The organism is Nocardia colli (assembly GCF_008704205.1).
Lineage (GTDB): Bacteria > Actinomycetota > Actinomycetes > Mycobacteriales > Mycobacteriaceae > Nocardia > Nocardia colli.
Genome location: NZ_VXLC01000006.1, coordinates 289,994 through 310,004 on the forward strand (window position 1 = coordinate 289,994; position 20,011 = coordinate 310,004).

18 protein-coding genes are annotated in these 20,011 nt (G+C 68.1%); 10 read left to right on the forward strand and 8 right to left on the reverse strand.

Annotated features, from left to right (window positions below; translation table 11 throughout):
- Window positions 1-21 precede the first annotated feature (21 nt).
- A complete protein-coding gene (locus F3087_RS18300; RefSeq protein WP_150403181.1) occupies window positions 22-438 on the reverse strand; it encodes a hypothetical protein in 417 nt (138 codons plus the stop codon).
- A 159-nt stretch (window positions 439-597) separates the two neighbouring features.
- On the opposite strand from F3087_RS18300, the gene F3087_RS47130 reads away from it, so the two are divergent.
- The gene (locus F3087_RS47130; protein WP_263407215.1) at window positions 598-726 is read left to right on the forward strand and encodes a hypothetical protein; all 129 of its coding nucleotides are present in this window, start codon (window positions 598-600) and stop codon (window positions 724-726) included.
- A gap of 100 nt (window positions 727-826) precedes the next feature.
- A complete protein-coding gene (locus F3087_RS18305; protein WP_223885172.1) occupies window positions 827-2,161 on the forward strand; it encodes a hypothetical protein in 1,335 nt (444 codons plus the stop codon).
- A 9-nt stretch (window positions 2,162-2,170) separates the two neighbouring features.
- Here the strand turns inward: F3087_RS18305 and F3087_RS18310 are convergent, their stop codons facing one another.
- Window positions 2,171-2,440 carry a hypothetical protein gene (locus F3087_RS18310; protein WP_150403182.1) on the reverse strand — a complete coding sequence of 90 codons (270 nt, stop codon included), beginning with the start codon at window positions 2,438-2,440 and terminating at the stop codon, window positions 2,171-2,173.
- A gap of 312 nt (window positions 2,441-2,752) precedes the next feature.
- Here F3087_RS18310 and F3087_RS18315 point away from each other — a divergent pair, with 312 nt between their 5' ends.
- The 3 genes from F3087_RS18315 (at window position 2,753) to F3087_RS18325 (ending at window position 5,701) form a co-directional block, all read left to right on the forward strand.
- Window positions 2,753-3,520 (forward strand): SDR family NAD(P)-dependent oxidoreductase, encoded by a 768-nt coding sequence (locus F3087_RS18315; protein WP_150403183.1) that lies wholly within the window; start codon window positions 2,753-2,755, stop codon window positions 3,518-3,520.
- A 133-nt stretch (window positions 3,521-3,653) separates the two neighbouring features.
- On the forward strand, window positions 3,654-5,117 hold the full coding sequence (locus F3087_RS18320) for an NDP-hexose 2,3-dehydratase family protein (protein ID WP_150403184.1): 1,464 nt from the start codon (window positions 3,654-3,656) through the stop codon (window positions 5,115-5,117).
- Window positions 5,117-5,701, forward strand: a complete 585-nt coding sequence (locus F3087_RS18325; protein WP_150403185.1) for a dTDP-4-dehydrorhamnose 3,5-epimerase family protein — start codon at window positions 5,117-5,119, stop codon at window positions 5,699-5,701. The genes F3087_RS18320 and F3087_RS18325 overlap by 1 nt, the downstream gene beginning before the upstream one ends.
- Before the next feature lie 57 nt (window positions 5,702-5,758).
- On the opposite strand, the gene F3087_RS18330 is transcribed toward F3087_RS18325, so the two are convergent.
- The 3 genes from F3087_RS18330 to F3087_RS18340 are packed head-to-tail and all read right to left on the reverse strand — an operon-like array spanning window position 5,759 to window position 8,757.
- Window positions 5,759-6,475 (reverse strand): class I SAM-dependent methyltransferase, encoded by a 717-nt coding sequence (locus F3087_RS18330; protein ID WP_150403186.1) that lies wholly within the window; start codon window positions 6,473-6,475, stop codon window positions 5,759-5,761.
- A gap of 1 nt (window position 6,476) precedes the next feature.
- Window positions 6,477-7,763, reverse strand: coding sequence for an activator-dependent family glycosyltransferase (locus F3087_RS18335; protein ID WP_150403187.1), 1,287 nt, complete (start codon window positions 7,761-7,763; stop codon window positions 6,477-6,479).
- Window positions 7,764-7,803: 40 nt separating this feature from the next.
- Window positions 7,804-8,757, reverse strand: coding sequence for a cytochrome P450 family protein (locus F3087_RS18340; RefSeq protein WP_150403188.1), 954 nt, complete (start codon window positions 8,755-8,757; stop codon window positions 7,804-7,806).
- Between the two features lie 417 nt (window positions 8,758-9,174).
- Between F3087_RS18340 and F3087_RS18345 the strand changes: the two genes are divergently transcribed.
- On the forward strand, window positions 9,175-10,626 hold the full coding sequence (locus F3087_RS18345; protein ID WP_191094022.1) for an MFS transporter: 1,452 nt from the start codon (window positions 9,175-9,177) through the stop codon (window positions 10,624-10,626).
- 50 nt (window positions 10,627-10,676) lie between these two features.
- On the opposite strand, the gene F3087_RS18350 is transcribed toward F3087_RS18345, so the two are convergent.
- On the reverse strand, window positions 10,677-11,786 hold the full coding sequence (locus F3087_RS18350; protein WP_150403190.1) for a DegT/DnrJ/EryC1/StrS family aminotransferase: 1,110 nt from the start codon (window positions 11,784-11,786) through the stop codon (window positions 10,677-10,679).
- A gap of 145 nt (window positions 11,787-11,931) precedes the next feature.
- Between F3087_RS18350 and F3087_RS18355 the strand changes: the two genes are divergently transcribed.
- Entirely contained in the window at window positions 11,932-12,858 is a 927-nt protein-coding gene (locus F3087_RS18355; protein ID WP_223885173.1) for an NAD-dependent epimerase/dehydratase family protein, read from the forward strand.
- A gap of 24 nt (window positions 12,859-12,882) precedes the next feature.
- Here F3087_RS18355 and F3087_RS18360 read toward each other — a convergent pair whose 3' ends face one another.
- Window positions 12,883-14,103 (reverse strand): class I SAM-dependent methyltransferase, encoded by a 1,221-nt coding sequence (locus F3087_RS18360; RefSeq protein WP_150403192.1) that lies wholly within the window; start codon window positions 14,101-14,103, stop codon window positions 12,883-12,885.
- Window positions 14,104-14,247: 144 nt separating this feature from the next.
- Here F3087_RS18360 and F3087_RS18365 point away from each other — a divergent pair, with 144 nt between their 5' ends.
- Complete coding sequence (locus F3087_RS18365) at window positions 14,248-16,968, forward strand: family 78 glycoside hydrolase catalytic domain (RefSeq protein ID WP_150403193.1); 2,721 nt, start codon at window positions 14,248-14,250, stop codon at window positions 16,966-16,968.
- 3 nt (window positions 16,969-16,971) lie between these two features.
- On the opposite strand, the gene F3087_RS18370 is transcribed toward F3087_RS18365, so the two are convergent.
- Window positions 16,972-17,442 carry a MarR family winged helix-turn-helix transcriptional regulator gene (locus F3087_RS18370; RefSeq protein ID WP_150403194.1) on the reverse strand — a complete coding sequence of 157 codons (471 nt, stop codon included), beginning with the start codon at window positions 17,440-17,442 and terminating at the stop codon, window positions 16,972-16,974.
- A 118-nt stretch (window positions 17,443-17,560) separates the two neighbouring features.
- On the opposite strand from F3087_RS18370, the gene F3087_RS18375 reads away from it, so the two are divergent.
- The gene (locus F3087_RS18375) at window positions 17,561-19,444 is read left to right on the forward strand and encodes a DEAD/DEAH box helicase (RefSeq protein ID WP_223885174.1); all 1,884 of its coding nucleotides are present in this window, start codon (window positions 17,561-17,563) and stop codon (window positions 19,442-19,444) included.
- Complete coding sequence (locus tag F3087_RS18380) at window positions 19,444-20,001, forward strand: SWIM zinc finger family protein (protein ID WP_150403195.1); 558 nt, start codon at window positions 19,444-19,446, stop codon at window positions 19,999-20,001. Before F3087_RS18375 ends, F3087_RS18380 begins: the two co-directional genes overlap by 1 nt.
- The last annotated feature ends 10 nt before the right edge of the window (window positions 20,002-20,011 follow it).

The window sequence follows — 20,011 nt, forward strand, 5'->3', positions numbered from 1 at the left end:
CGCTGACGTCGGGACAGATTGTCAGACCGGTTCGAGCAGCGCCGTAAGTTTGGCGGTACGGTCGGCAGCATCGAATTCGAAGTGCAGGTAATGCCCGTTCACGGCGTACCGGTCGAAGTTCGACCCGACGCGCTCCGGTTCCCCCAGCAGGGCGGTTACTTCGGTACGTGTTGCCGTAGGCGAGAGGCCCTCCAGCAGGTCATGCGGGCGTGGATACAGCCCGTAGGCCTCGTCGTCGTGGTCCGGCTGGGTGCGCACCATCGCGGACACGAGCACCTCGTCTTCGAACAGCAGGTCCGTCCCGGACTCGTGGAATACGTAATACGTCGACCGCTCCTCACCCCAGTCGAATTCCTCGATCGTCATCTTGGGCCCGACCAGCACGATCGCGGCGAGAATGCGGTCGTCGCCTTGCCGAAGCCCGAGAACCTCTAGCATCACCGCAATCTCGCCCCGAACGACAGCCATATCCCCTACTCCGACTCGGCTCGCGCCGCCGACAAACAGTTCCGGCGGCCGATCGGACCGCCCGCCTGCTACCGAATGCCCCACGCTATCCGATAACCCTCGCTCGTCAGCATGCGCTGAGCCGCAACCATGCCGGACAGCGAGAGCGGCGTGGAACGCCAGGTGCGCGACTACTTCGCCGCGAAGCCGCGTTCGCTCGAGATCTTCACGCTGCTGCGCGGGCTGATCCGGGCCGCATACCGCTCCGGCAGCGCCTGACCTCGGTCGGATCCCCAGAACAGACATCGGCTACTCGAGATCGGTGTCATGCCCTAACCTGACTGACACTCGACGTCGTTACCAATCGGAAGGAAGTCGGATGAAGAGGTCGCGGTTGGCGATTGGCCCGGCGGCGGTTGCCGTTGCGCTGACCGCGATGACTGTCGTCGGTGTTCCGGCGAACGCGGCTGACGGTGATGGCGTTGGCGCGGAACAGATTTCCGCGGCCGAGTGCATCGATCGGTCGGTTCCGCTCGGTCCTGAAGAAGCGCGGTCGGTCAGGCCGGAGTCGGTGGGGTTTATCGAGGGTGGTGGTTTCACCGGTCTCGTGCAGTCGTTCCTCGATGATCTGTGTTCGATCCCGGATTACGGGTCGGCGCTGACGCTGGCTACCGCCGATGGGCGACAGCTGTGGCGCTACGCGGTGGACCGCGCTCGAGGCAGGAAGCCGAGTGGCTCGCTGGCCGCGAGTGACGATCGGCCGCTGTATTGGGCTCGGCTGGCCGAGGTGGCCGCGGTGCGGCAGTGGCGGCCGTCGTTCGAGTTGTCGCCTCAGCAGCGCACCGAGCTCGTCGCGGCGATCGATCGAACCGGTCGCGGTCAGGATTCCATCGCCTACTCGACGCCCCGCTCGACCACCCGACACGTCTTGATCACCGGCTTCGACCCCTACAAGCTGGATGCCGAGATCAGGAATGGAAATTCTTCCGGCGCAACGGCCTTGGCGCTGGATGGCAAGGTCCTCGAAACCGACCGGGGCCGAGTCGAATTCGCCGCCGCGATGTTCCCGGTCCGCTGGCGCGACTTCGGCGACGGTGTCGTCGAACAGACCCTGCGGCCGTTCCTGACCGACGGCGCGGATCAGGTGGATCTGTTCGCCACGCTCAGCGTCGGCAGCCCGGGCGAATTCGACCTCGAGCAGAACAACGGGGCCTGGCGCGGCGGAAAGGCCGACAACGAATCCGTCTGCTACCTGGGCAGCGTGCCCAATACCGCCGCCGCGGGTGCGCAACCGCAGTGGACTCGATCGACCTTGCCGTTACCGGAAATGGCAGCCGTTCCCGGCCCGTTCGCGGTCAAGGTGCGCACCTCGGTCGATACCGCCCTGCTGCCCTTCTTTCCGGCACTGCCGGTCATTACCGATTGCCGCGTCCCAGCCATACCCGGCGTCCCCATGCCCGACGGCCCGCCGCCGGACTCGACCGCGTGGGCCGGCGGCGGCGGAAGTTACCTCTCCAACGAAAGCGCCTATCGGGCAACGCTATTGCGCGATGTCGCGGGCGCCGGGCTGCCCGGCGGCCACATTCACACCCCGGTGCTCGAGGGTCTGCCCGAGACCGGATTGACCAGCCCGGAGTTCGAGGGCAACCGCGACGCGATCATCACCCAGCTCACCGGGCTGCTCCTGACCGCCGCGGACGCGACCCGGACCTGAACCCACCGATCAGCACTTCTTCGACATGATCAAGTGGATCTCGGCGGCCTTGTTCGCGGCCTGAATCGCTTGGAGGGCACGGGCTTGCGCGGCCGGGCTGTCCCCGTATCCGGCGCTGTTGGCGATGCTGTCGTATTTCTCCGCCAGCAGCGCGAGTTGCGGGCAACTCAACGTCGAGTAGTCGGTCGGTTTGGCATTGCTCACCCCGCTGCCCATCGCGATTCCCAGTGCGAGAACCACTGCGGAGACCACCGTGACCTTGATACCGAATTCAGACATTTCCCTTTACCTTTCGACTGTTCATCGAAGGTATCGCCGCCGGTATCCACCGATGTATCCGTCGGACGGCCGACACCGTCCCGGTTAACGCTTCGAGCCGGCATGACGATGCGGAATCCGCAGCCCATGGGCGATCGAGCCATGTGCGGTCGGCCTGCGGGCGAGCTACTGTAGGGGCGCGTGCGGCGTCACCGGCACGCTCTCATGGTAATGCATTGTGCGCCTTGATAATACGGATTCTTACTGTCGGCGTACCGGCATCGGCAGGCTGCGGTTTTCCACGCGCCGAGGGACAGAAGGGGACGACGAGATATGAGCGACCTGACCCACAAGACCGCATTGGTTACCGGGGCCAGCCGAGGTATCGGGCGAGCCATTGCCCGGCAATTGGCGGCCAAAGGCGCGTTGATCGCGGTGCATTACGCGAGCAATGACGCGGGGGCGCAAGAGACCGTCGAGCTGATCGAAAAAGATGGCGGCCGTGCCTTTTCCGTGCGCGCCGAGCTGGGGGTACCCGGCGATATGGACCGGCTGTTCGGCGGCCTGAAACAGGGACTGAAGGAACACACCGGCGAGTTGTGGCTCGACATTCTGGTGAACAACGCGGCAACGACAATTCAGACGGGCCTGATGCCCGAGGACATCACGCCGGCGGAGTTCGACCGCCTGTTCGCGATCAATGCCAAGGCGCCGTTCTTCATCGTGCAGCGCGCACTCGATCTGCTGGCCGACGGTGGCCGGATCATCAATATCTCCTCCGGCCTGACCCGCTCCGCCAACTCCGCCCAGATCCCCTACTCCATGACGAAGGGTGCGCTCGAACAGCTTTCGCTGCATTTCGCGCGTCACCTGGCGCCACGCGGGATCACCGTCAACACCGTCGTGCCGGGCATCACCGACAACGGCAGGCCCGCCTTCGCCGTCCCCGAGGTAGTGGAGCAGATGTCACAGCTCTCCGCCTTCAAACGCGTGGGTCAGGCGATGGATGTCGCCGATGTGGTGGCGTTCCTGGCCACCGACGAGGCGCGCTGGATCACCGGCTCGGTCCTCGACGCCACCGGCGGCGCCCTGCTGGGCTGAGCCCCCAGCGAAGTTCGAGCGTCTTGCGCACCGACCCTCTAGCCGGGTGGGTCAGGGTGGATCGGGGCCCGCCCGCACCGGGCCGGGCCGCTGACCGGGCGGACCGAGCAGGGAGTTTGATGTGGCGCACCACATGACCGCGGAACAGACCTCACCACTGTCCGTGGGTCCGGACGCCGATACGCCGCGCCGGTTCGCGGTGTCGGCCGTGGCGGGCTCCGATCCGGCGGGGCCGCTCGGGGATCTCGGCGCGTTCCGGCAGTGGTTCGAACAGTGCCAGGCGCGCGCGACGATCGCGGTGCGCCGGGTGTCGCTGGACGACCTGGACGGCTGGCACACCGACCCGGACACCGGCGACATCACGCACGACAGCGGCCGGTTCTTCACCGTCGGCGGCCTGGAGGTTCACCTGACCGGGGCGGCGGTGTCGAGCTGGAGCCAGCCGATCATCAACCAGCCCGAGGTGGGCGTGCTGGGCATCCTGGTCAAGGAGTTCGACGGCGTACTGCACCTGCTGATGCAGGGCAAGGTAGAACCGGGAAACGCTCTGGGACTGCAACTTTCGCCGACCGTGCAGGCGACCCGGTCGAACTACACGCGCGTGCACGGCGGGTCCGCGGTCCCCTACCTGGAGGTCTTCCGCGACACCGCGCGACACCGGGTGCTCGCGGATGTGCGGCAGTCCGAACAGGGCGCGTGGTTCCGGCAGAAGCGCAACCGCAACATGGTCGTCGAGGTGACCGAGGACGTGCCGGTGCTGCCCGGCTTCCACTGGCTGACGCTGGGCCAGGTGCATCGGCTGCTGGCCGTCGAGGACCTGATCAACATGGACGCGCGGACTGTGCTGGCGTGCTTGTCCTTCGCCGGGCCCGCGCTGGCCGAGACGGTGCCGGCGCCGCACGACGAATTCCAGGCGGCGCTGCTGGCATCCTGCGACGCCGATCGGGGCAGCCTGCACAGCATGGCCGAGGTGCTCAGCTGGATCACCGATGTGCGCACCCGCACCGAGGTCGCCACCCGGGAGCTGCCGCTGGCCGCGGTGCCGGACTGGTATCGGGTCGACGGCGCGATCTCGCATCGCAGCGGGCAGTTCTTCGACGTCATCGGGGTGCAGGTGCAGACGCGGGTGCGGGAGGTGTCCGGCTGGAGCCAGCCGATGATCGCGGCGAAAGGCACTGGGCTGGTGGCGTTTCTGGTGGCGCGCGTGCACGGCGTGCTGCACGCGCTGGTGCACGCCCGCGCGGAACCCGGCTATCTGGATGTGGTGGAGCTGGCCCCGACCGTGCAATGCACCCCGGACAACTACCGGCACCTGCCGCCCGCCGCCCGGCCGAGATTCGTGGACGAGGTGCTGGCCGCCCGGCCCGAACAGGTCCGCTACCGCACGTTGCTGTCGGAGGAGGGTGGCCGGTTCTACCAGTCGCGCAACACCTATGCGGTGATCGAGGTCGAACGCGACGGCAGGCACGAGCAGCCGAACTTCCGCTGGATGCCGGTGCATCAGCTGGTGGATCTGTTGCGGCACAGCCACTACGTCAACGTGCAGGCACGCACGCTGGTGGCCTGCCTGCACAGCCTGACCGCGCGGTCGCACTGATGCGGGTACGCGACCTCGCGGTCGCCGGGGCGCTGGCCGTCGATGCCCCGGCCTTCGCCGACGACCGGGGCAGCTTCGCCACTCCCTTGGACGCCGAGGCGCTGGCCGCCGAGCTGGGCCGCCCGCTGTTCCCGGTGGCGCAGGGCGCGATGAGCCGTTCCCGGCAGGGCGTGTTCCGCGGCGTGCACTACACGCTGCCGCCACCGGGCCGGGCGAAATTCGTGTGGTGCGCGCACGGCCGGTGTCTCGACATCGTGCTCGATGTCCGGGTCGGCTCCCCCACCTTCGGCGTACACGAGGTGCTGGAGCTGGACGGGAGCGCCGAGCGCGGGCTGTATCTGCCGATCGGGGTCGCTCACGCGTTTCTCGCGCTGGAAGACGACACCGTGATGACGTATCTGCTCTCCGGTGGCTACATCCCGGAGAACGAGTACGCGCTCGACCCACGCGACCCGGCACTCGGGTTGGATCTGCGCGGCGCGTTGATCCTGTCCGAACGTGACACGGCCGCACCGACTTTGGCCGAGGCGGCGGAACGCGACCTGCTCCCGCGTTATGCGGACTGCCTCGCGCTGGAACCCTGACCCGGCAACCGAGCGCAGACGGGGCGAGGCCGGAAATGACTCCGCCCCGTCCGCGGTTCAGTGCTCTTTCACCCCGATGAACAAACCGCGGCCGAACGCCGCCGGTTGGACGAACTCAGCCGGGCATCTCGCCGCCGCGAACGCCGCGAGGTACTGCTCGCGAGTGAACAGCGCCAGTCGATGCCGGTCGGTGAGGTGGCGGATTCCGTGCTCGGGCGTCGCGACCAGGTACTGCACGCTCATCACGACCGCGCCCCCGTCCCGCACGGAGTGGGAGAAGCGGGTCACCGCGCCTTCGTCGTCTCGAACCAGATCCGTGGCGAGGTAGTCGTCGGCGAAAGAGTCTGGGAATACCCAAGGTTCGATCACCAGCACTCCGCCCGGGGTGAGATGACGGCCGAGCGCGGCCAGCGCGCGCACCAGATCGGGATAGTCGTCGACATAGCCGATGCTGCTGAACATCAACGTGATGACATCGAACGTGCGCCCGAGATCGAAGTCGCGCATGTCGCCCTGGTGCATGGTGATCTCGGGGATGCGCCGCTTGGCCACCGCGATCATCTCCGGTGATTGCTCCAGGCCGGCCGCGTCCGGGAAGTCCGTGCGCAGGTGCCGCAGGTGGCTGCCGGTTCCCGAGGCGACGTCCAGCACGGACGCGGCCTCGGGGTGGCGGGCCCGGACGAGCTCGGCGACCAGCCGGGCCTCCCCCGCGTAGTCCTTGCCGCGGTGGGCGTGGATGCGGTCGTAGATGTCGGCGAACTCGCCCTCGTACATCTCAGCGTTCCTCTCGATAGGCGTCGACCAGCGCTTCCAGCCTGGGCACCAGCGCGGCAGGTGTCGGCAGGGTATGGATCTCGTCGCGCAACCGGCGCGCGCCCGCGGCGAAGGACGGATCCTCCAGCAATGCGCGCAGTCCGTCGCCCAGCAGTTGCCCGGTGAGTTTCTCCACCGGAACACACAATCCGGCGCCCGCCGCCTCGATGCCGTTGCCGCGCAACACATCCCAGCCCTCCGCGACCATCAGCTGCGGCACCCCGTGCACCTCGGCCGTGGAACGGGTCCCGCTGCCGCCGTGGTGGACGACCGCCGAACAGGTAGGCAGCAGGTCGTTGAGCGGGACGAAGCCGACCGCGCGCACGTTGTCCGGCACCGGGACGGCCAGCCGATCCGGGTCCAGGGTGGCGATCACCTCGCAGTCCAATCCGGCCACCGCGTCGAACAACTCGACCGGGCTCAGCTCGCCGAGCACCGCGTCGAGGTGGCCGATCTGCCCGTGCACGTTGTCGGTCACGCCCAGCGTCAGGCAGACGCGCGGACGTTCGGGCGGCGTGCGCAGCCAGTCCGGCACGACCGTCGGCCCGTTGTACGGGACGTAGCGCAGGGATTCGTAGTGCAGCCCGGTATCGAGCCGCATGCCGGGCGGGGTGACATCGATGGTGAACTGACCGGTGATCACCCGCTCGTCGAACGACGATCCGTGCCGGGCCAGGGTGGCCGAGAGCCACTCGGCGGTCGGGTCCGCGCGGTGACAGGCCGGCAGCTCGGCCGACATGCGCAGCAGGGTCTGCCTGGCGCGCAGCGCGCCGTCCGGACCCCAGGTGAAGCGGGCGTACGCGGCGCCGGCCACGCGGGCGGCGATGCTCCCGGCGAAGGTGAAGGTCTCCGAGATGATCAGGTCGGGTCGCCAGTCCCGGACGAACGCGACCATGTCGTCCACCATCCGGTCGTCGTTCATGGTGGCGAACATCGCCGAACCGGCCATGTGCTCGAGCGCGAGCAAGCCGGTGTGCGTCCAGGTTTCGGTGCCCGCGTAGTCGAAGTCGCGAACGTGGTTGAGGCAGCCCGGGAAGATCTCGTTGAGCAGGTCCGGCGCGTGCTCGTCGCTGAACCACTCGACCGGACCCGCCGTGACGGCGGTGAGCCCCGCGCCGGTGATGGTCGGCGCCATCGACGCCTGGCTGACGACCCGGACCTCGTGCCCGGCCGCGCGCAGCGCCCAGGCCAGCGGAACCATGGAGTAGAAGTGCGTGGGCGCGGCGAAACAGGTCAGCACGACCTTCATGCGAAATACCAACTCTCTGTGGGGCGTTCGGATTGCCGGGTCACGAACCCACCAGCTCGGTGCGCAAGGACGCGACCGGCAGCTGGGCGGGGCCACGGGTGGCCGGTGCGAGCGGGCGCTCCAGCTCGGCGCCCGAGGACACCAGCCGCGGATGGCGGTGGGCGATCGCGGTGAGCACCGCATCGGCCGTGGCGTACACCAGTGGCAGGTCCAGCAGCTGCGGCGGCGCGGCGGGGCTGGTGAGCACGGCCACCTGACTGTCGCGGGACACCACCTCCCCGGCCACGGTCACATCCGCGTTCGTGGTCGTAAGATGCAGCCGCACAGGCGAATACACCGCGCGGGTGCGCTCGACCGCGCCCTCGACGTCCGGCCATCGACCGTCGGCGAGCAATGTGGCGGCCGTGCGCGTGACCAGGTCGGCGGCGAGTCGCGGGGCGACCACGGCGAGGAAGAACGCAGGAGTGCGGGCGCACAGGGCGGCGCGCAGGTCGTCGACGGCGGCGAGCATGCGCTCGGTGACGGCCGTCTCCTGCGGGCACAGCAGGTTGTCCAGCACCGGGGTCGCGTCGAGCAGGCTGCCCGGGTTCGCGCCGAGCAGGTCGGCAAAGATTTTGGCGCACAACAACTCTGCGACGGGAACCAGATCGGTCAGCTCGTCGGGGACATCGGTCACCGCGGGTGGCGCCGCGGCGGCCAGCGCGGCCACGTCCGCCGGGTCGGCGGGTTCGATGTCCTCGGCGGCGACCGCCATCACCCGGGTCCCGGTCGGGCGCCAGTCGGCGAGTCCATGACCCGCCGTGAGCAATTCGCCCGCGTGTGTACCGTCGACCAGCACCGTTCCGGTCGCGCTGCGCGAGATCGGCTCCGCGCTCACCGGTCGCGCATCCCCGGGGTAACCGCGCAGCAGCGTCGCCAGCGGGTCCCCTTCCGCGGCCCGTACCCACTGCAACCCGCGCACGAGCTGCAATCGCCGCCGTAGCCCACTGTCCACTCCGACCTCACTTCCCGAGCGTCCGCTTTCGGTCTGCTCGGACGCTAACGCGGCGGCCTCCAAATCCAGTGGAAAGCACATAGAGGGACGCTCGGAGATATAGCGAATGCGGTAGTCGCAAGGACGAACATGCCGCGCCCGACTGCGGTGCAGGGTAGTTCAGACTTCGACCGCCGGAGACTCCGCCGTCTACATAGAAACCGGCGCAAACATAATCTCGTCGAAACACCATTCTACCTGGCCATAAAATGGCATACAATCGATGTAATCGCATCCTTTGCCCCATTTCCAGATACATTTTTCCAGAATTGTCAATTCGATTTTCTATGTGCGACTCCGGAAAAAACCTCGTACCCTCTGCAAGGTCGCTCTCCGCGCAGAAGGAATGGGGAAATAATGTCGTTAGACGCTACTCCGGTGACTCTGGGGAAGGAGCCCGGCACCGCACAACCGGCCGGGCGCACGGGCACCGCGCTGGCGATCATCGTCGTGGTGCAGCTCATGCTCACCATCGACCTGATGATCGTGACGGTGGCGCTGCCCTCGATCGGGCGGGACCTGGGGTACAGCGAAAACGGGCTGGCCTGGGTGGTCAATGCCTACGGCCTGGCGCTGGGCGGCCTGATGCTGCTGGGCGGCCGGCTCGGTGACACCTTCGGCCGGCGCCGAATCTTCCTGGGCGGCATCGTGTTGTTCACCGTCGCCTCGCTGGTCGGCGGGTTCGCGATGACCGGCTGGTGGTTCCTGGCCTGCCGCGGTTTGCAGGGCGTCGGTGCGGCCTTGGTCATGCCGAACTGCCTGGCGCTGATCCTGAGCCTGTTCCCCGCGGGGCCCGAGCGCACCAAGGCGATCGCCACCTCGGCGGCGGCGTCCAGCTCCGGCGCGGTGGTGGGCCTGCTCCTCGGCGGGGTGCTGTCCACCGGATTGTCTTGGCGCTGGGTCATGTTCGTCAACGTGCCGGTCGGCATCGCGGTGTTCGTGCTCGCGCCGCTCTACATCCGGGAGCAGGCCCGCATCCGCGGCAAGTTCGACATCGCGGGCGCGCTCACCTCGGCGCTCGGGGTGGCGCTGCTGGTCTACGGGCTCTCCCATGCGGGCGAGTCGGGCTGGTCGACCGTGTCGGTGTGGCTGCCGATCCTGGTGGGCGCGGCCCTGTTCGTCGCCTTCACGATGGTGGAACGGCAAGCGGCGCAACCGATCATGCCGCTGTCGTTGTTCCGCGACCGCAACCGGGTCACCGCCTATATCTCGGCCGTGCTGGTGACCGGCACGATGATCGGTCAGGCGTTCTTCCTGACCATGTATCTGCAAGGGCCGCTGGGCTTCAGCGCGCTGCTGACCGGGTTCGCGTTCCTGACCACGGGTTTCGCGCTGGTGATCAGTTCGACCCTGGTGATCGGGCTGATGCAGAAGATCGGCGAGCGGTGGATGACCTTCCTCGGCGCGCTGCTGCTCGTCGCGGGGAACCTGTGGCTGACCACGCTGTCGCTCGACAGTGGGTACTGGGGAACGATTTTCGGCCCGTTGGCGCTGACCGGCGTCGGCATGGCGGCCACCCTCATCCCGGCCACCGAGATGGCGGGTGCGGGCGTCGAGTCGGACAACTACGGGTCCGCGTCGAGCACCTACAACACCATGCTGCAACTGGGCGGACCGCTGGTGCTGGCCATTCTCGTGACCGTACTCACCAGCGCCGCCAAGGGGATCACGGTGCCCGCCGATGTGCCTGCGGACCAGGCCGATCACTATGTGCTCACCGCGAGCATGGCCCCCGGGTTCATGACGGCGACGATCCTCGCCATCGGGGTGGCGGTGACGAGTTTGTTCATCCGGCGCAGTACCCCTGCCGCCGTTCCGGTTCCGGCCTGATGCAGTCCCGGCACCACGCCCGCGGTGGGCGTGGTGCCGGGGTAGCCCGGTCAGAAGCGGGCGAGAATCTCGCGCAGCGCGGCAATCACCTTGTCCTGCACGTCCAATGGCAGCGACGGGTACATCGGCAGCGAGAAGATCTCGTCCGCCAGCGCCTCGGTGACCGGCAGCGACCCCTTGGCGTAGCCGAGCTTCGCGAAGCCGGACATCGTGTGCACCGGCCAGCGGTAACTGACGTTCAGCTGAATGTCGTAGTCCCGCAAGGCTTCCAGGATCTCGTCCCGCCGCGGGTGGCGAACCACGTACAGGTAGTACACGTGGTCGTTGCCGTCGGCCAGCACGGGGAGACCGAGTTCGGTGTCGCCCAGGCCCTCGGCGTAACGGGCGGCGACGGCACGGCGGTCCGCGATGTACTGGTCGAGCCGGCCGAGCTTGCGGCGCAGGATCTCCGCGTGCACCTCGTCGAGCCGGCTGTTGTGGCCCGGGGTCTCGACCACGTAGTACCGCTCGGCCATGCCGTAGTACCGCAGCCGGCGCAGCCGCTGATCGATCTGCTCGGTGGCGGTGACGACGGCGCCGCCGTCGCCGTACGCGCCGAGCACCTTGGTGGGATAGAAGGAGAACGCGCTCGCGTCGCTCATGGTGCCCGCGATCCGCCCGCGCTGCCGGGCGCCGTGCGACTGCGCACAGTCCTCCAGGATCCGCAGGCCGTGCTCGGCCGCCAGCCGTCGCAGCGGTTCCATTTCGACGCACTGCCCGTACAGGTGCACCGGCACAATGCATTTGGTGCGATCGGTGATCGCCGCCGCCACCTGCGTGGTGTCCATGAGGTAGTCCTCGGCGCGGATGTCCACGAACACCGGGGTCGCGGCGAGGGCGTCGATGGCCACGACGGTCGGCGCGGCGGTGTTGGACACCGTGATCACCTCGTCGCCGGGGCCGACGCCGAGGGCCTGCAGGCCCAGTTTGATCGCGTTGGTGCCGTTGTCCACGCCCACCGCGTGTCGAAGTCCGTGGTACGCGGCGAATTCGTGCTCGAACGAGCGGGTGCTCTCGCCGAACACGAGCTGGCCGGACCGGAAGACCTTGTCCACGGCGGCGAGAATGTCGTCGCGCTCGCGGTCGTATTCCGAGAGATAGTCCCACACCAAGGTAGCCAAGGATCTGTCCTCTGCAGTCGGGTCGATTCGCTCTCCGGTCTACCAACGCCGACTCGAACCTGACTGGAGCTTTCACTGGAGCGCGATCGCGGTACCGGATCCTTGACATCGCCTCTAGCCTGAAACCATCGGGAGGAGAAAGCTGTTGGCGCACAACGAGATCAAGACAGTTGCAGTACTGGGCGGCACAGGCTGGGTGGGCAGGCATCTGTGCACGGCACTGGCCGAGCGGGGCACGCGCGTGGTCGCGGTGGCGCGCAGCCGCACGGCGGGATTGCGGTGCGATCGGTTCGCCGCGCTCGATTTGGCCACCGCACCAGCGGCAACCACGGCGGAGCTGTTGCGGGCGGAGTCGGCCGACCTCGTGATCAACGCGACCGACGCCGCCAACGCGACCGACGGGTGGGATCGCACCGAGGCAGAACTGGTGCAGGCCAACGTTTCCCTGGTCGAACAAGTCCTGCACGCGGTGCGGGCGCAGCGTCGGCCGGTACGGGTGGTGCACATCGGCACGATGCACGAGTACTCGCCCGTGGCCTTCGGCACGCCGGTCGATGAATCGACGCCGTGTGCACCCGAATCCGTCTATGCCCGAACGAAACTCGCCGGATCGCAGGCGGTGCTGGACGCGGCGCGAACCGGCGCGGTGGACGGCATCGTGCTGCGGGCGGTGAACGTGTGCGGGCCGCACCCGTCGCCGGCCAGCCTGCCGGGGAAGCTGGTGGCGCTGCTCGCCGCGGGCACGGTGCGGCTGCCGATCGCCGAGGCGCACCGGGATTGGCTGGATGTGCGCGATCTGGCGGGCGCGGCGATAGCCGCCGCGCAACGGCCGGGCGTGACCGGAGTGGTCAACATCGGTAGCGGCCAAGCGGTGCCGATGCGCGAGTTCGTCGAAACCTTCGTCCAGGAAGCAGGTTTCCCGCTGTCCGTGGTGGAAGACACCTCGACCGCGGTACAGAGCTACGGCGGGTCGTGGTTACAGGCCGACATCCGCAAAGCCGCCGACGTGCTCGATTGGAAACCCCGCTGGTCCCTGCGGGATTCGTTGCGGGACATGTGGGCGGCCCGGTAGCGGGCCGCCCAGCCGGAAAGCCCGTCAGCCGACCACGTGGACGTTCGGCGTGTAGAGGATCCACTTGCCGCCGGCCGCGCTGAACGCGGTCTCCTTGGCCATGATCTCCTGCGCGTGATTCCACGCGAACAGCAGCGCGTAGTCCGGGTAGGACTCCGCGAACGCCTCGGCGGGCCGCACCGGCAGGTGCGCGCCGGGAGTCACCTTGTGCTGCTTGGCCGGGGTGGTGTCGCAGACGTAGCTCACCAGGTCCGGGGTGATGCCGCAGTAGTTGGTGACGGTGGCGCTCTTCGCCGTGGCGCCGTACCCGACGACGCTGGCGCCCGCGGCCTTCAACTCGTGCAGCAACGCGATCAGGTCGGTGCGGATCACCCCGACCGCGGTGGCGAAAGCGGCGAGCGTGGCCGGGTCGTGCAGACGCCGCGCCGACTCCTCGGCCAGCAGATCGGCCACGGCCGGGGTCGGCACGCGGGCGCCGGCGCGGGCCAGGGTGTAGCGAACCTCGCCGCCGTGCACCGCCAGCCGCTCGACATCCACCAGTTCGAAGCCGAACCGCTGGGCCATCGCGTGCACGGAGGTAGCGCTGAAGAAGTAGAAGTGCTCGTCGTAGATCTGGTCGAACGAGGTGCGTTCGACGATCTCGCCCAGGTATGGGTCCTCGAACACGAACACCCCGCCCGGGGTGAGCAGCGCGTCGAGTCCCGCGAAGATCGAGTCGACGTACGGGATGTGGCAGAACGTGTTGGCCGCGAAAACGACGTCGGCCGGGCCGTATTCGGCGCGCACCGCGGTCGCGGTGGCGGCCTCGAAGAACTCGGTGAGCACCGTGACGCCCTGGGTGCGGGCGTGGTCGGCGACGCCCGCCGAGGGCTCGACCCCGAGGTGCCGGACTCCGGCCTTCGCGATGGTGCGGAGCATGATGCCGTCGTTGCTGCCGAGTTCGACAATGAACGGATCGGTTCCGGTCAGTTCTTTTTCCAGGAATGTGTTCGCGGTGTTCTCGAAATGCTCACGCATTACCGATGAACCCGACGAGAAATACGGATAATCGGTGTGGAACATTTTCGCCCGAGGCACTTCCTCCAGCAATTGCACCATCGTGCACGACGCACATCGACCGACCGCGAGACGGTAGAAGAACTCCTCATCCCCCTGCTCCGGGGCCCGGAAGGCATCCGACAACGGCTGCCGCCCGAAGTCGATGAACTCGATAACCACATCGCCACAGACTCGACATTCGACCATGTCCCGAACTGTATCCACGCCCGCGCGAAGAACGCTCGAATCCTGCTCGAACCCGGCTGCGCGAAACAATTCCGGGCACTAACATCGGCACCGACGAATTAATTTCCGGCCCGCCTGCGCGGTCGTTCGAATCGGGGAGAATGCATGCCACCCAGCGGTTCTGCCGAAGTCCTTGTCGTCGGCCTCACGACGAACTATCTGGTCGATCCGTGCGGGATCGATGACCGCACACCCGCGCTCGGCTGGCGACTGGTCTCGGCCGAACGTTCTGTCTTGCAGGCGGCGTATCAGATCCGCGCCGCCTCGACGCCGCAGAACCTCGAGCTGGGCCGGCCGGACCTGTGGGATTCCGGCCGGACGGCATCGGATCAACAGGTCGGCGTCGGCTATGGCGGCCGGGCGCTGTCCGCGCGCGATCAGGTGTTCTGGCAGGTCCGGGTCTGGACCGACCGCGATCGTGAGTCGGCCTGGAGTCCAATCGCCCGCTGGGAGATCGGCCTGCTCAAGCCGGCCGATTGGACGGCGGAATGGATCACCGACTCGGTGCCGACCCGGCCGGACGGGCCGTTGCCGATCTTCGCCAAGCGTTTCGCCGCCGCGGCGCAGCGGCCGATCGAACAAGCGCGCCTTTACGTTTCGGGACTCGGCCTGTACGAGGCGCGGCTCAACGGACGCAAGGTCGGCGCGGATGTCCTGCTGCCGAGCGTCACCGATTACCGAAAGCGGGCGCTGTACAAGACCTATGACGTCACCGAACACCTGCTGACCGGCGACAACGTAGTCGGGCTGTTGATCGGCAACGGCTTCTTCAATGTGCCCGAGCGCGAAGGCCGCTACTGGGAATCGGTGACCTGGAAGAGCGGTCTCGGCGGCAGCGGGGACACGGTCCGGCTCTCCGGTGAGCCGAAAGTGATCGCGCAGTTGGAGATTCGCTACGACGACGGGACAGTCCAGCAGATATCCACCGACGCCACCTGGCAGGTCGACGACGGCCCCCTCGATTTCTCGGGCTACTACGGCGGCGAGGACTACGACGCCCGGCGCCGGCAAGCCGGCTGGGATCGACCCGAGGGCGACCATTCCGCATGGCGATCCGCCGCAGTCGCCGCCGACATACCCGCAACGCTCAGTGCGCAATTCGAACCCGCGGTCATCGAAGCGGAACGGCTGGCCGCGGTCGAGCTCACCGAACCCGAGCCAGGCGTCTACGTTTTCGATTTCGGCACCTCCTTCGTCGGCTGGCCACAGCTCGACGTGGAAGCGCCCGCCGGAACACGGATCGCGCTCTTCCCGGGCTGGTACCTCGACAACGGCCGGGTCAGCCAGAGCGGCATGGTCGGATGGGTGCCGAATGTCGTTGTCGCCGACCATTACACGGCGGCAGGCGACGGAGTCGAGACGTGGCATCCGCGCTTCACCTACCACGGATTCCGCTACCTCGAAGTGCGCGGACTGCCGGCCCCGCCGCTCTTGTCGAGCGTGACCGGGATCGCGGTGCGCGCCGGCGCCGAGACCACCGCCGAATTCGACTGCTCCGAAACACTTCTCAACGACATCGACCGCATCGCCGAGCGCAGCATGCGCAGCGCGATGATCGCGCCGACCATGCCCACCGACCCCAACCGGGAGAAGGCCGGCTGGCAGGCCGACCGCGGGGTCGCGCTCAGCGGGGTCCACCGCTACGACTTCGCCGCCTACAACCAGGCGATGCTGCGCGACGTCTTCGACGCGCAACGCCCGGACGGCGCGCTGCCCGGCATCGTCCCCGATCCCACCGATTTCTGGTACATCGGCGACATCAACTGGACCGGCGCGCCGATCGTGCAGGCCTTCGAGAACTACCGCCGCTACGGTGACACCGCGTCGCTGCGCCGCCACTACCCGGCGATGCGGCGCTACTTCCAGCTGCTGCGATCACGCGAACAAGACGGGATGTATCCGGCGGGCGAGTTCGCGGAGGGCTACTTCGGCGACTGGATGTACCCCGGCCAGCACTGGCAACGTCCGTTCGACCCGGACAACGCCCACTTCACCCCGCCGGAATCGACTGTTGCCTGGGGATATTGGCGGATCGCCACCGCCATGGCCGGCATCGCGCAGGCCTTGGGGCACGCCGACGAGTCGCTCGAATACCGGCGCAAAGCCGAGGCGATCGCCACGCGATACCACGAGAAATTCTTCGACCCCGCCACCGCGACGTACACGCCGGGGACGCAGACGTCGACCGCGATCGCCCTCTATATCGGCGCTCCCCCAACGCATCTGCGGGAGTCGGTGCTCGCGGCGCTGGTCGCGCAGATCCGGGAATCCGGAAACCACGTGAACGCCGGGATGATCGGGCTGGTCGCGATCGTCCGCGTGCTCACCAAGGCAGGCCTGCACGACGTGCTCTACGACGTCGCGGTCGAAACCAGTTATCCCAGTTACGGATACTGGCTCGCGCACGGCGCCACCGCGCTGCCGGAGAGCTGGGATTGGAACGGCCGCGAGGGCGTCGCGGATCTGAATATCCTCGGCGGACTGACCTCGTGGTTCACCGGCGGTCTCGGCGGCATCCGACCCGACCGCGACGCGGTCGCGTTCGACAAGATCCACATCGCCCCCGCCGTCGTGGGCTCGCTCACGAGCGTGCGCGCGACCCTGCGGACCGTGCGCGGGGAGATCATCAGCCGCTGGCAGCGCGACGGCACCGCGGTGACGCTGGAAGTCGTTGTGCCGGTGAACAGTACCGCCACCGTGGTGGTGCCGCTGCTGCGAGAGAACGCGGAAATCAAAGCGGCCGAGGAGGCGCTATTGATCGATCGGAACGACGAGTTCGCGACGTACCAGACCGGATCGGGGACGTGGACGTTCACCCAGCACTGAACGCTACGACCCCGCGTTCAACCGATCGGCCTCCGCGACGGCGCTGGCCAGGCTGCGCTCGACGAACCGGTGCAGCACCTGCAACTCCGCGTCGGTGAAGTCGGCGAGGTCGAGATGGGTCCGGGCGGTCAGCCCCGCGTAGTAGGAGCTGACTCGCTCGAGCCCTTCCGGGGTCGGCACGACCACGACCTTGCGCCGGTCCTTCGGGTCGTGCGCGCGGGTGACGCAGCCGGCCGCCTCCAGCCGGTCGACCATCCGGGTGGCCGAACCCGCGGTGAGGCCGACGCGGGCGGCGAGCGCGCCCGGCGTGGTCGGCCCGCCCTGCTGGAGTGCGTGCAGGCAGTGGAAGTCGGTCATGATCACGCCCATCTGGGTCGCGACCAGGCTGTTGATCCGGATCAACTGCTGAATCCAGTCCGGCAGTAGCTCGATCAACGCGTTGACCTGAGGTTTCTCCTGCTGACCCATAGTCATGTGACACGGCCCGATCCGTTGAAGTATCCTTGCGTCGCACAACTTTCACGCTGCACAATAATTCCAGCACACAATATCACCGCTACACAATAATGCGGCGAGCACCCGTTGCAAGGAGTTGGTCCGACTGTCTGGACGAACGCAAGTTCCCCGCCTGCAGGCCACATTCGTCCCCGCCGAGAACGCCTTCGCCTGGTGGGGGCCCGCCGAACTGGACGAAGCCGTGCGCGAACACGGCCTGCCGACCGGACGGGTCTCAACCTGTTCGCTGGCCGCGCCCGAGGGCGGCACGGTCGTCGCCGCCGACCGGGACGTGCGGCTCATCGATCTGAACGAGGCCGTGCCCGCGCTGATCGCGCTGGACCGGCGGGCGAAGGTGGGCAAGTCGGTCAAGAGCTGGCAGGCGGCCGCCCGGCTGCTGGACGGCGACGGCGAGGACAAGGACGCCGACTTCGACGACCTGGCCGCCCGGATGCCGATCGCGGCGCACGCCGTGACCAATCCGGAGGGCGCGGCGGTGGCCGCGCCAGCCGCGCTGCTGACCCAATTCCGCAGGGCGGCAAGCACTACCGCGACCCTCGCGGACACCGCGGTGGACGCGCAACTGCGCCCCTACCAGGTGCACGGCGTGGCCTGGCTCAACTCCCGTCCCGAACTCGGCACCGGCGGCGTGCTCGCCGACGAGATGGGCCTCGGCAAAACGTTGCAGGCCATCTGCCTGCTGGCCATCCGCCGCGCCGAACGCCCGCACCTGGTGGTCTGCCCGACCTCGCTCATCGGCAACTGGCGGCGCGAACTCGCCCGCTTCTCCCCTGCCACCCCGGTGCTGCGCTACCACGGCAGCAATCGTGACCTGCCCGAACAGTGGGAACCGGGCACCGTGGTGATCACCAGCTACCCGGTGCTGCGCAGCGACAAGCGTCTGCTGGACAACGCCTGGGACATCGTCGTGCTGGACGAGGCCCAGCAGATCAAGAACCCGGACGCGCAGGCCAGCCGGGCGGCCGCGCGGCTCACCGCGACCGTGCGGATCGCCATGACCGGCACCCCCGTGGAAAACCGGCTCGACGAACTGTGGTCGATCTTCAACGTGACCAACCCGGGCCTGCTCGGCACCCGCGGCCGGTTCCGGCAGCGGTTCGTCGCGCCGATCGAACAGCGCCGCTCCACCTCAGCCGCCGCCGCACTCAACACCCTGGTGCGCCCGCACATGCTGCGCCGCACAAAAGCATTGGTCGCCGCGGAACTGCCACCCAAGCAGTACACCTCGATGATCTGCACGCTCACCGACGAGCAGGTGCGGTTGTATCGCGAGGCCACGGACCGGGCGTTCGACCAGGGCCTGGGCAGCGGCATCGGCCGCAGCGGCCGGGTGCTGGCGCTGCTGACCGCGCTCAAGCAGATCTGCAATCACCCGGCGCACTACCTCGAGGACGGTCCCGCGGGTCCGGGCCGGTCGGGCAAGTTCGACCGGGCCACCGAGATGTTGTCCGAGATCGTCGACGACGGCGACCGCGCCCTGGTGTTCACCCAGTACCGCATCATGGGCGAGCTGCTCTCGACGTCGCTGGGCAAGACGCTGGGCACCGGCCCGGTGCCGTTTCTGCACGGCGGGCTCTCCGGCGACAAGCGCGACGAAATGGTCCGGGCCTTCCAGGAGGACGACGACTCGCCGCCGGTGCTGCTGCTGAGTCTGCGCGCGGCCGGCTTCGGGCTCAACCTGACCAGGGCCGCGCATGTGATGCACTACGACCGCTGGTGGAACCCGGCCGTCGAGGAGCAGGCCACCGACCGCGCCCACCGCATCGGCCAGCAGCGCACGCTCAACGTGTACACGCTGGTCTCCGGCGGCACGATCGAGGACCACATCGCGCAGATGCACGACGCCAAGCGCGGCATGGCCGACGTCGTCGTCGGCGGCGACACCGAGGCCGCGCTGGCCAAACTGTCCGACGACGAGCTGCACGCCGTCCTCGATCTCGACCTGGGAGCGATCTCGTGATGCCCGCCGAATTCGGCGCCACCCCCTGGGGGCGCGCCTGGACCCGCATCGTCGAGTCCACCACCGCCGCCGTCCCGAATCCGTTGCTGCCCAAGGCACGCAGCGTCGCACGCAACCACGGCGCCACCCTCACCACCGAGGTCGGCGTGGTCACCGCGAAGGTGATCGTGTCCGGCACCGAGGCCACCGTCCGGATCGAGTTACCGCGCTGGCCCGAGGAGACCAAGCGCGACGCCGAGCGGCTGATCGCCAAGTCGCTGGCGGCCAACCCCGGCCTGGCCACCGGCGATCTGCCGGACAGCTTGGAGGCCGAATTCGCCGCCGCGGGAATCACTTTCGCGGTTCCGCTGGCCGAACAGGTGGCGACCTGCGACTGCCGGACCCGCAAGCGGCCGTGCGTGCACATCCTGGCCGGGCTGTACGCGTTGTCGATGCGGGTGGACGAACGACCGCGGCTGGCCGTCGAATTGCGGATGGACAGCACGGCGGTGACCGAAGAGCCCGACCCGGACTGGATCCCGCTGACCGGGCTGGACGCGGCGAGCTTCTACGGCTGATCGAAAAGGC

Bases quoted from the DNA above. Each gene is read 5' to 3' on its own strand.
- F3087_RS47130 (WP_263407215.1), top strand. From the start codon at position 598: ATGCCGGACAGCGAGAGCGGCGTGGAACGCCAGGTGCGCGACTACTTC.
- F3087_RS18300 (WP_150403181.1), bottom strand. From the start codon at position 438: ATGCTAGAGGTTCTCGGGCTTCGGCAAGGCGACGACCGCATTCTCGCC.
- F3087_RS18325 (WP_150403185.1), top strand. From the start codon at position 5,117: ATGCGGGTACGCGACCTCGCGGTCGCCGGGGCGCTGGCCGTCGATGCC.
- F3087_RS18360 (WP_150403192.1), bottom strand. From the start codon at position 14,103: ATGGTCGAATGTCGAGTCTGTGGCGATGTGGTTATCGAGTTCATCGAC.
- F3087_RS18310 (WP_150403182.1), bottom strand. From the start codon at position 2,440: ATGTCTGAATTCGGTATCAAGGTCACGGTGGTCTCCGCAGTGGTTCTC.
- F3087_RS18365 (WP_150403193.1), top strand. From the start codon at position 14,248: ATGCCACCCAGCGGTTCTGCCGAAGTCCTTGTCGTCGGCCTCACGACG.
- F3087_RS18370 (WP_150403194.1), bottom strand. From the start codon at position 17,442: ATGACTATGGGTCAGCAGGAGAAACCTCAGGTCAACGCGTTGATCGAG.
- F3087_RS18305 (WP_223885172.1), top strand. From the start codon at position 827: ATGAAGAGGTCGCGGTTGGCGATTGGCCCGGCGGCGGTTGCCGTTGCG.
- F3087_RS18380 (WP_150403195.1), top strand. From the start codon at position 19,444: ATGCCCGCCGAATTCGGCGCCACCCCCTGGGGGCGCGCCTGGACCCGC.
- F3087_RS18320 (WP_150403184.1), top strand. From the start codon at position 3,654: ATGACCGCGGAACAGACCTCACCACTGTCCGTGGGTCCGGACGCCGAT.
- F3087_RS18335 (WP_150403187.1), bottom strand. From the start codon at position 7,763: ATGAAGGTCGTGCTGACCTGTTTCGCCGCGCCCACGCACTTCTACTCC.
- F3087_RS18315 (WP_150403183.1), top strand. From the start codon at position 2,753: ATGAGCGACCTGACCCACAAGACCGCATTGGTTACCGGGGCCAGCCGA.
- F3087_RS18330 (WP_150403186.1), bottom strand. From the start codon at position 6,475: ATGTACGAGGGCGAGTTCGCCGACATCTACGACCGCATCCACGCCCAC.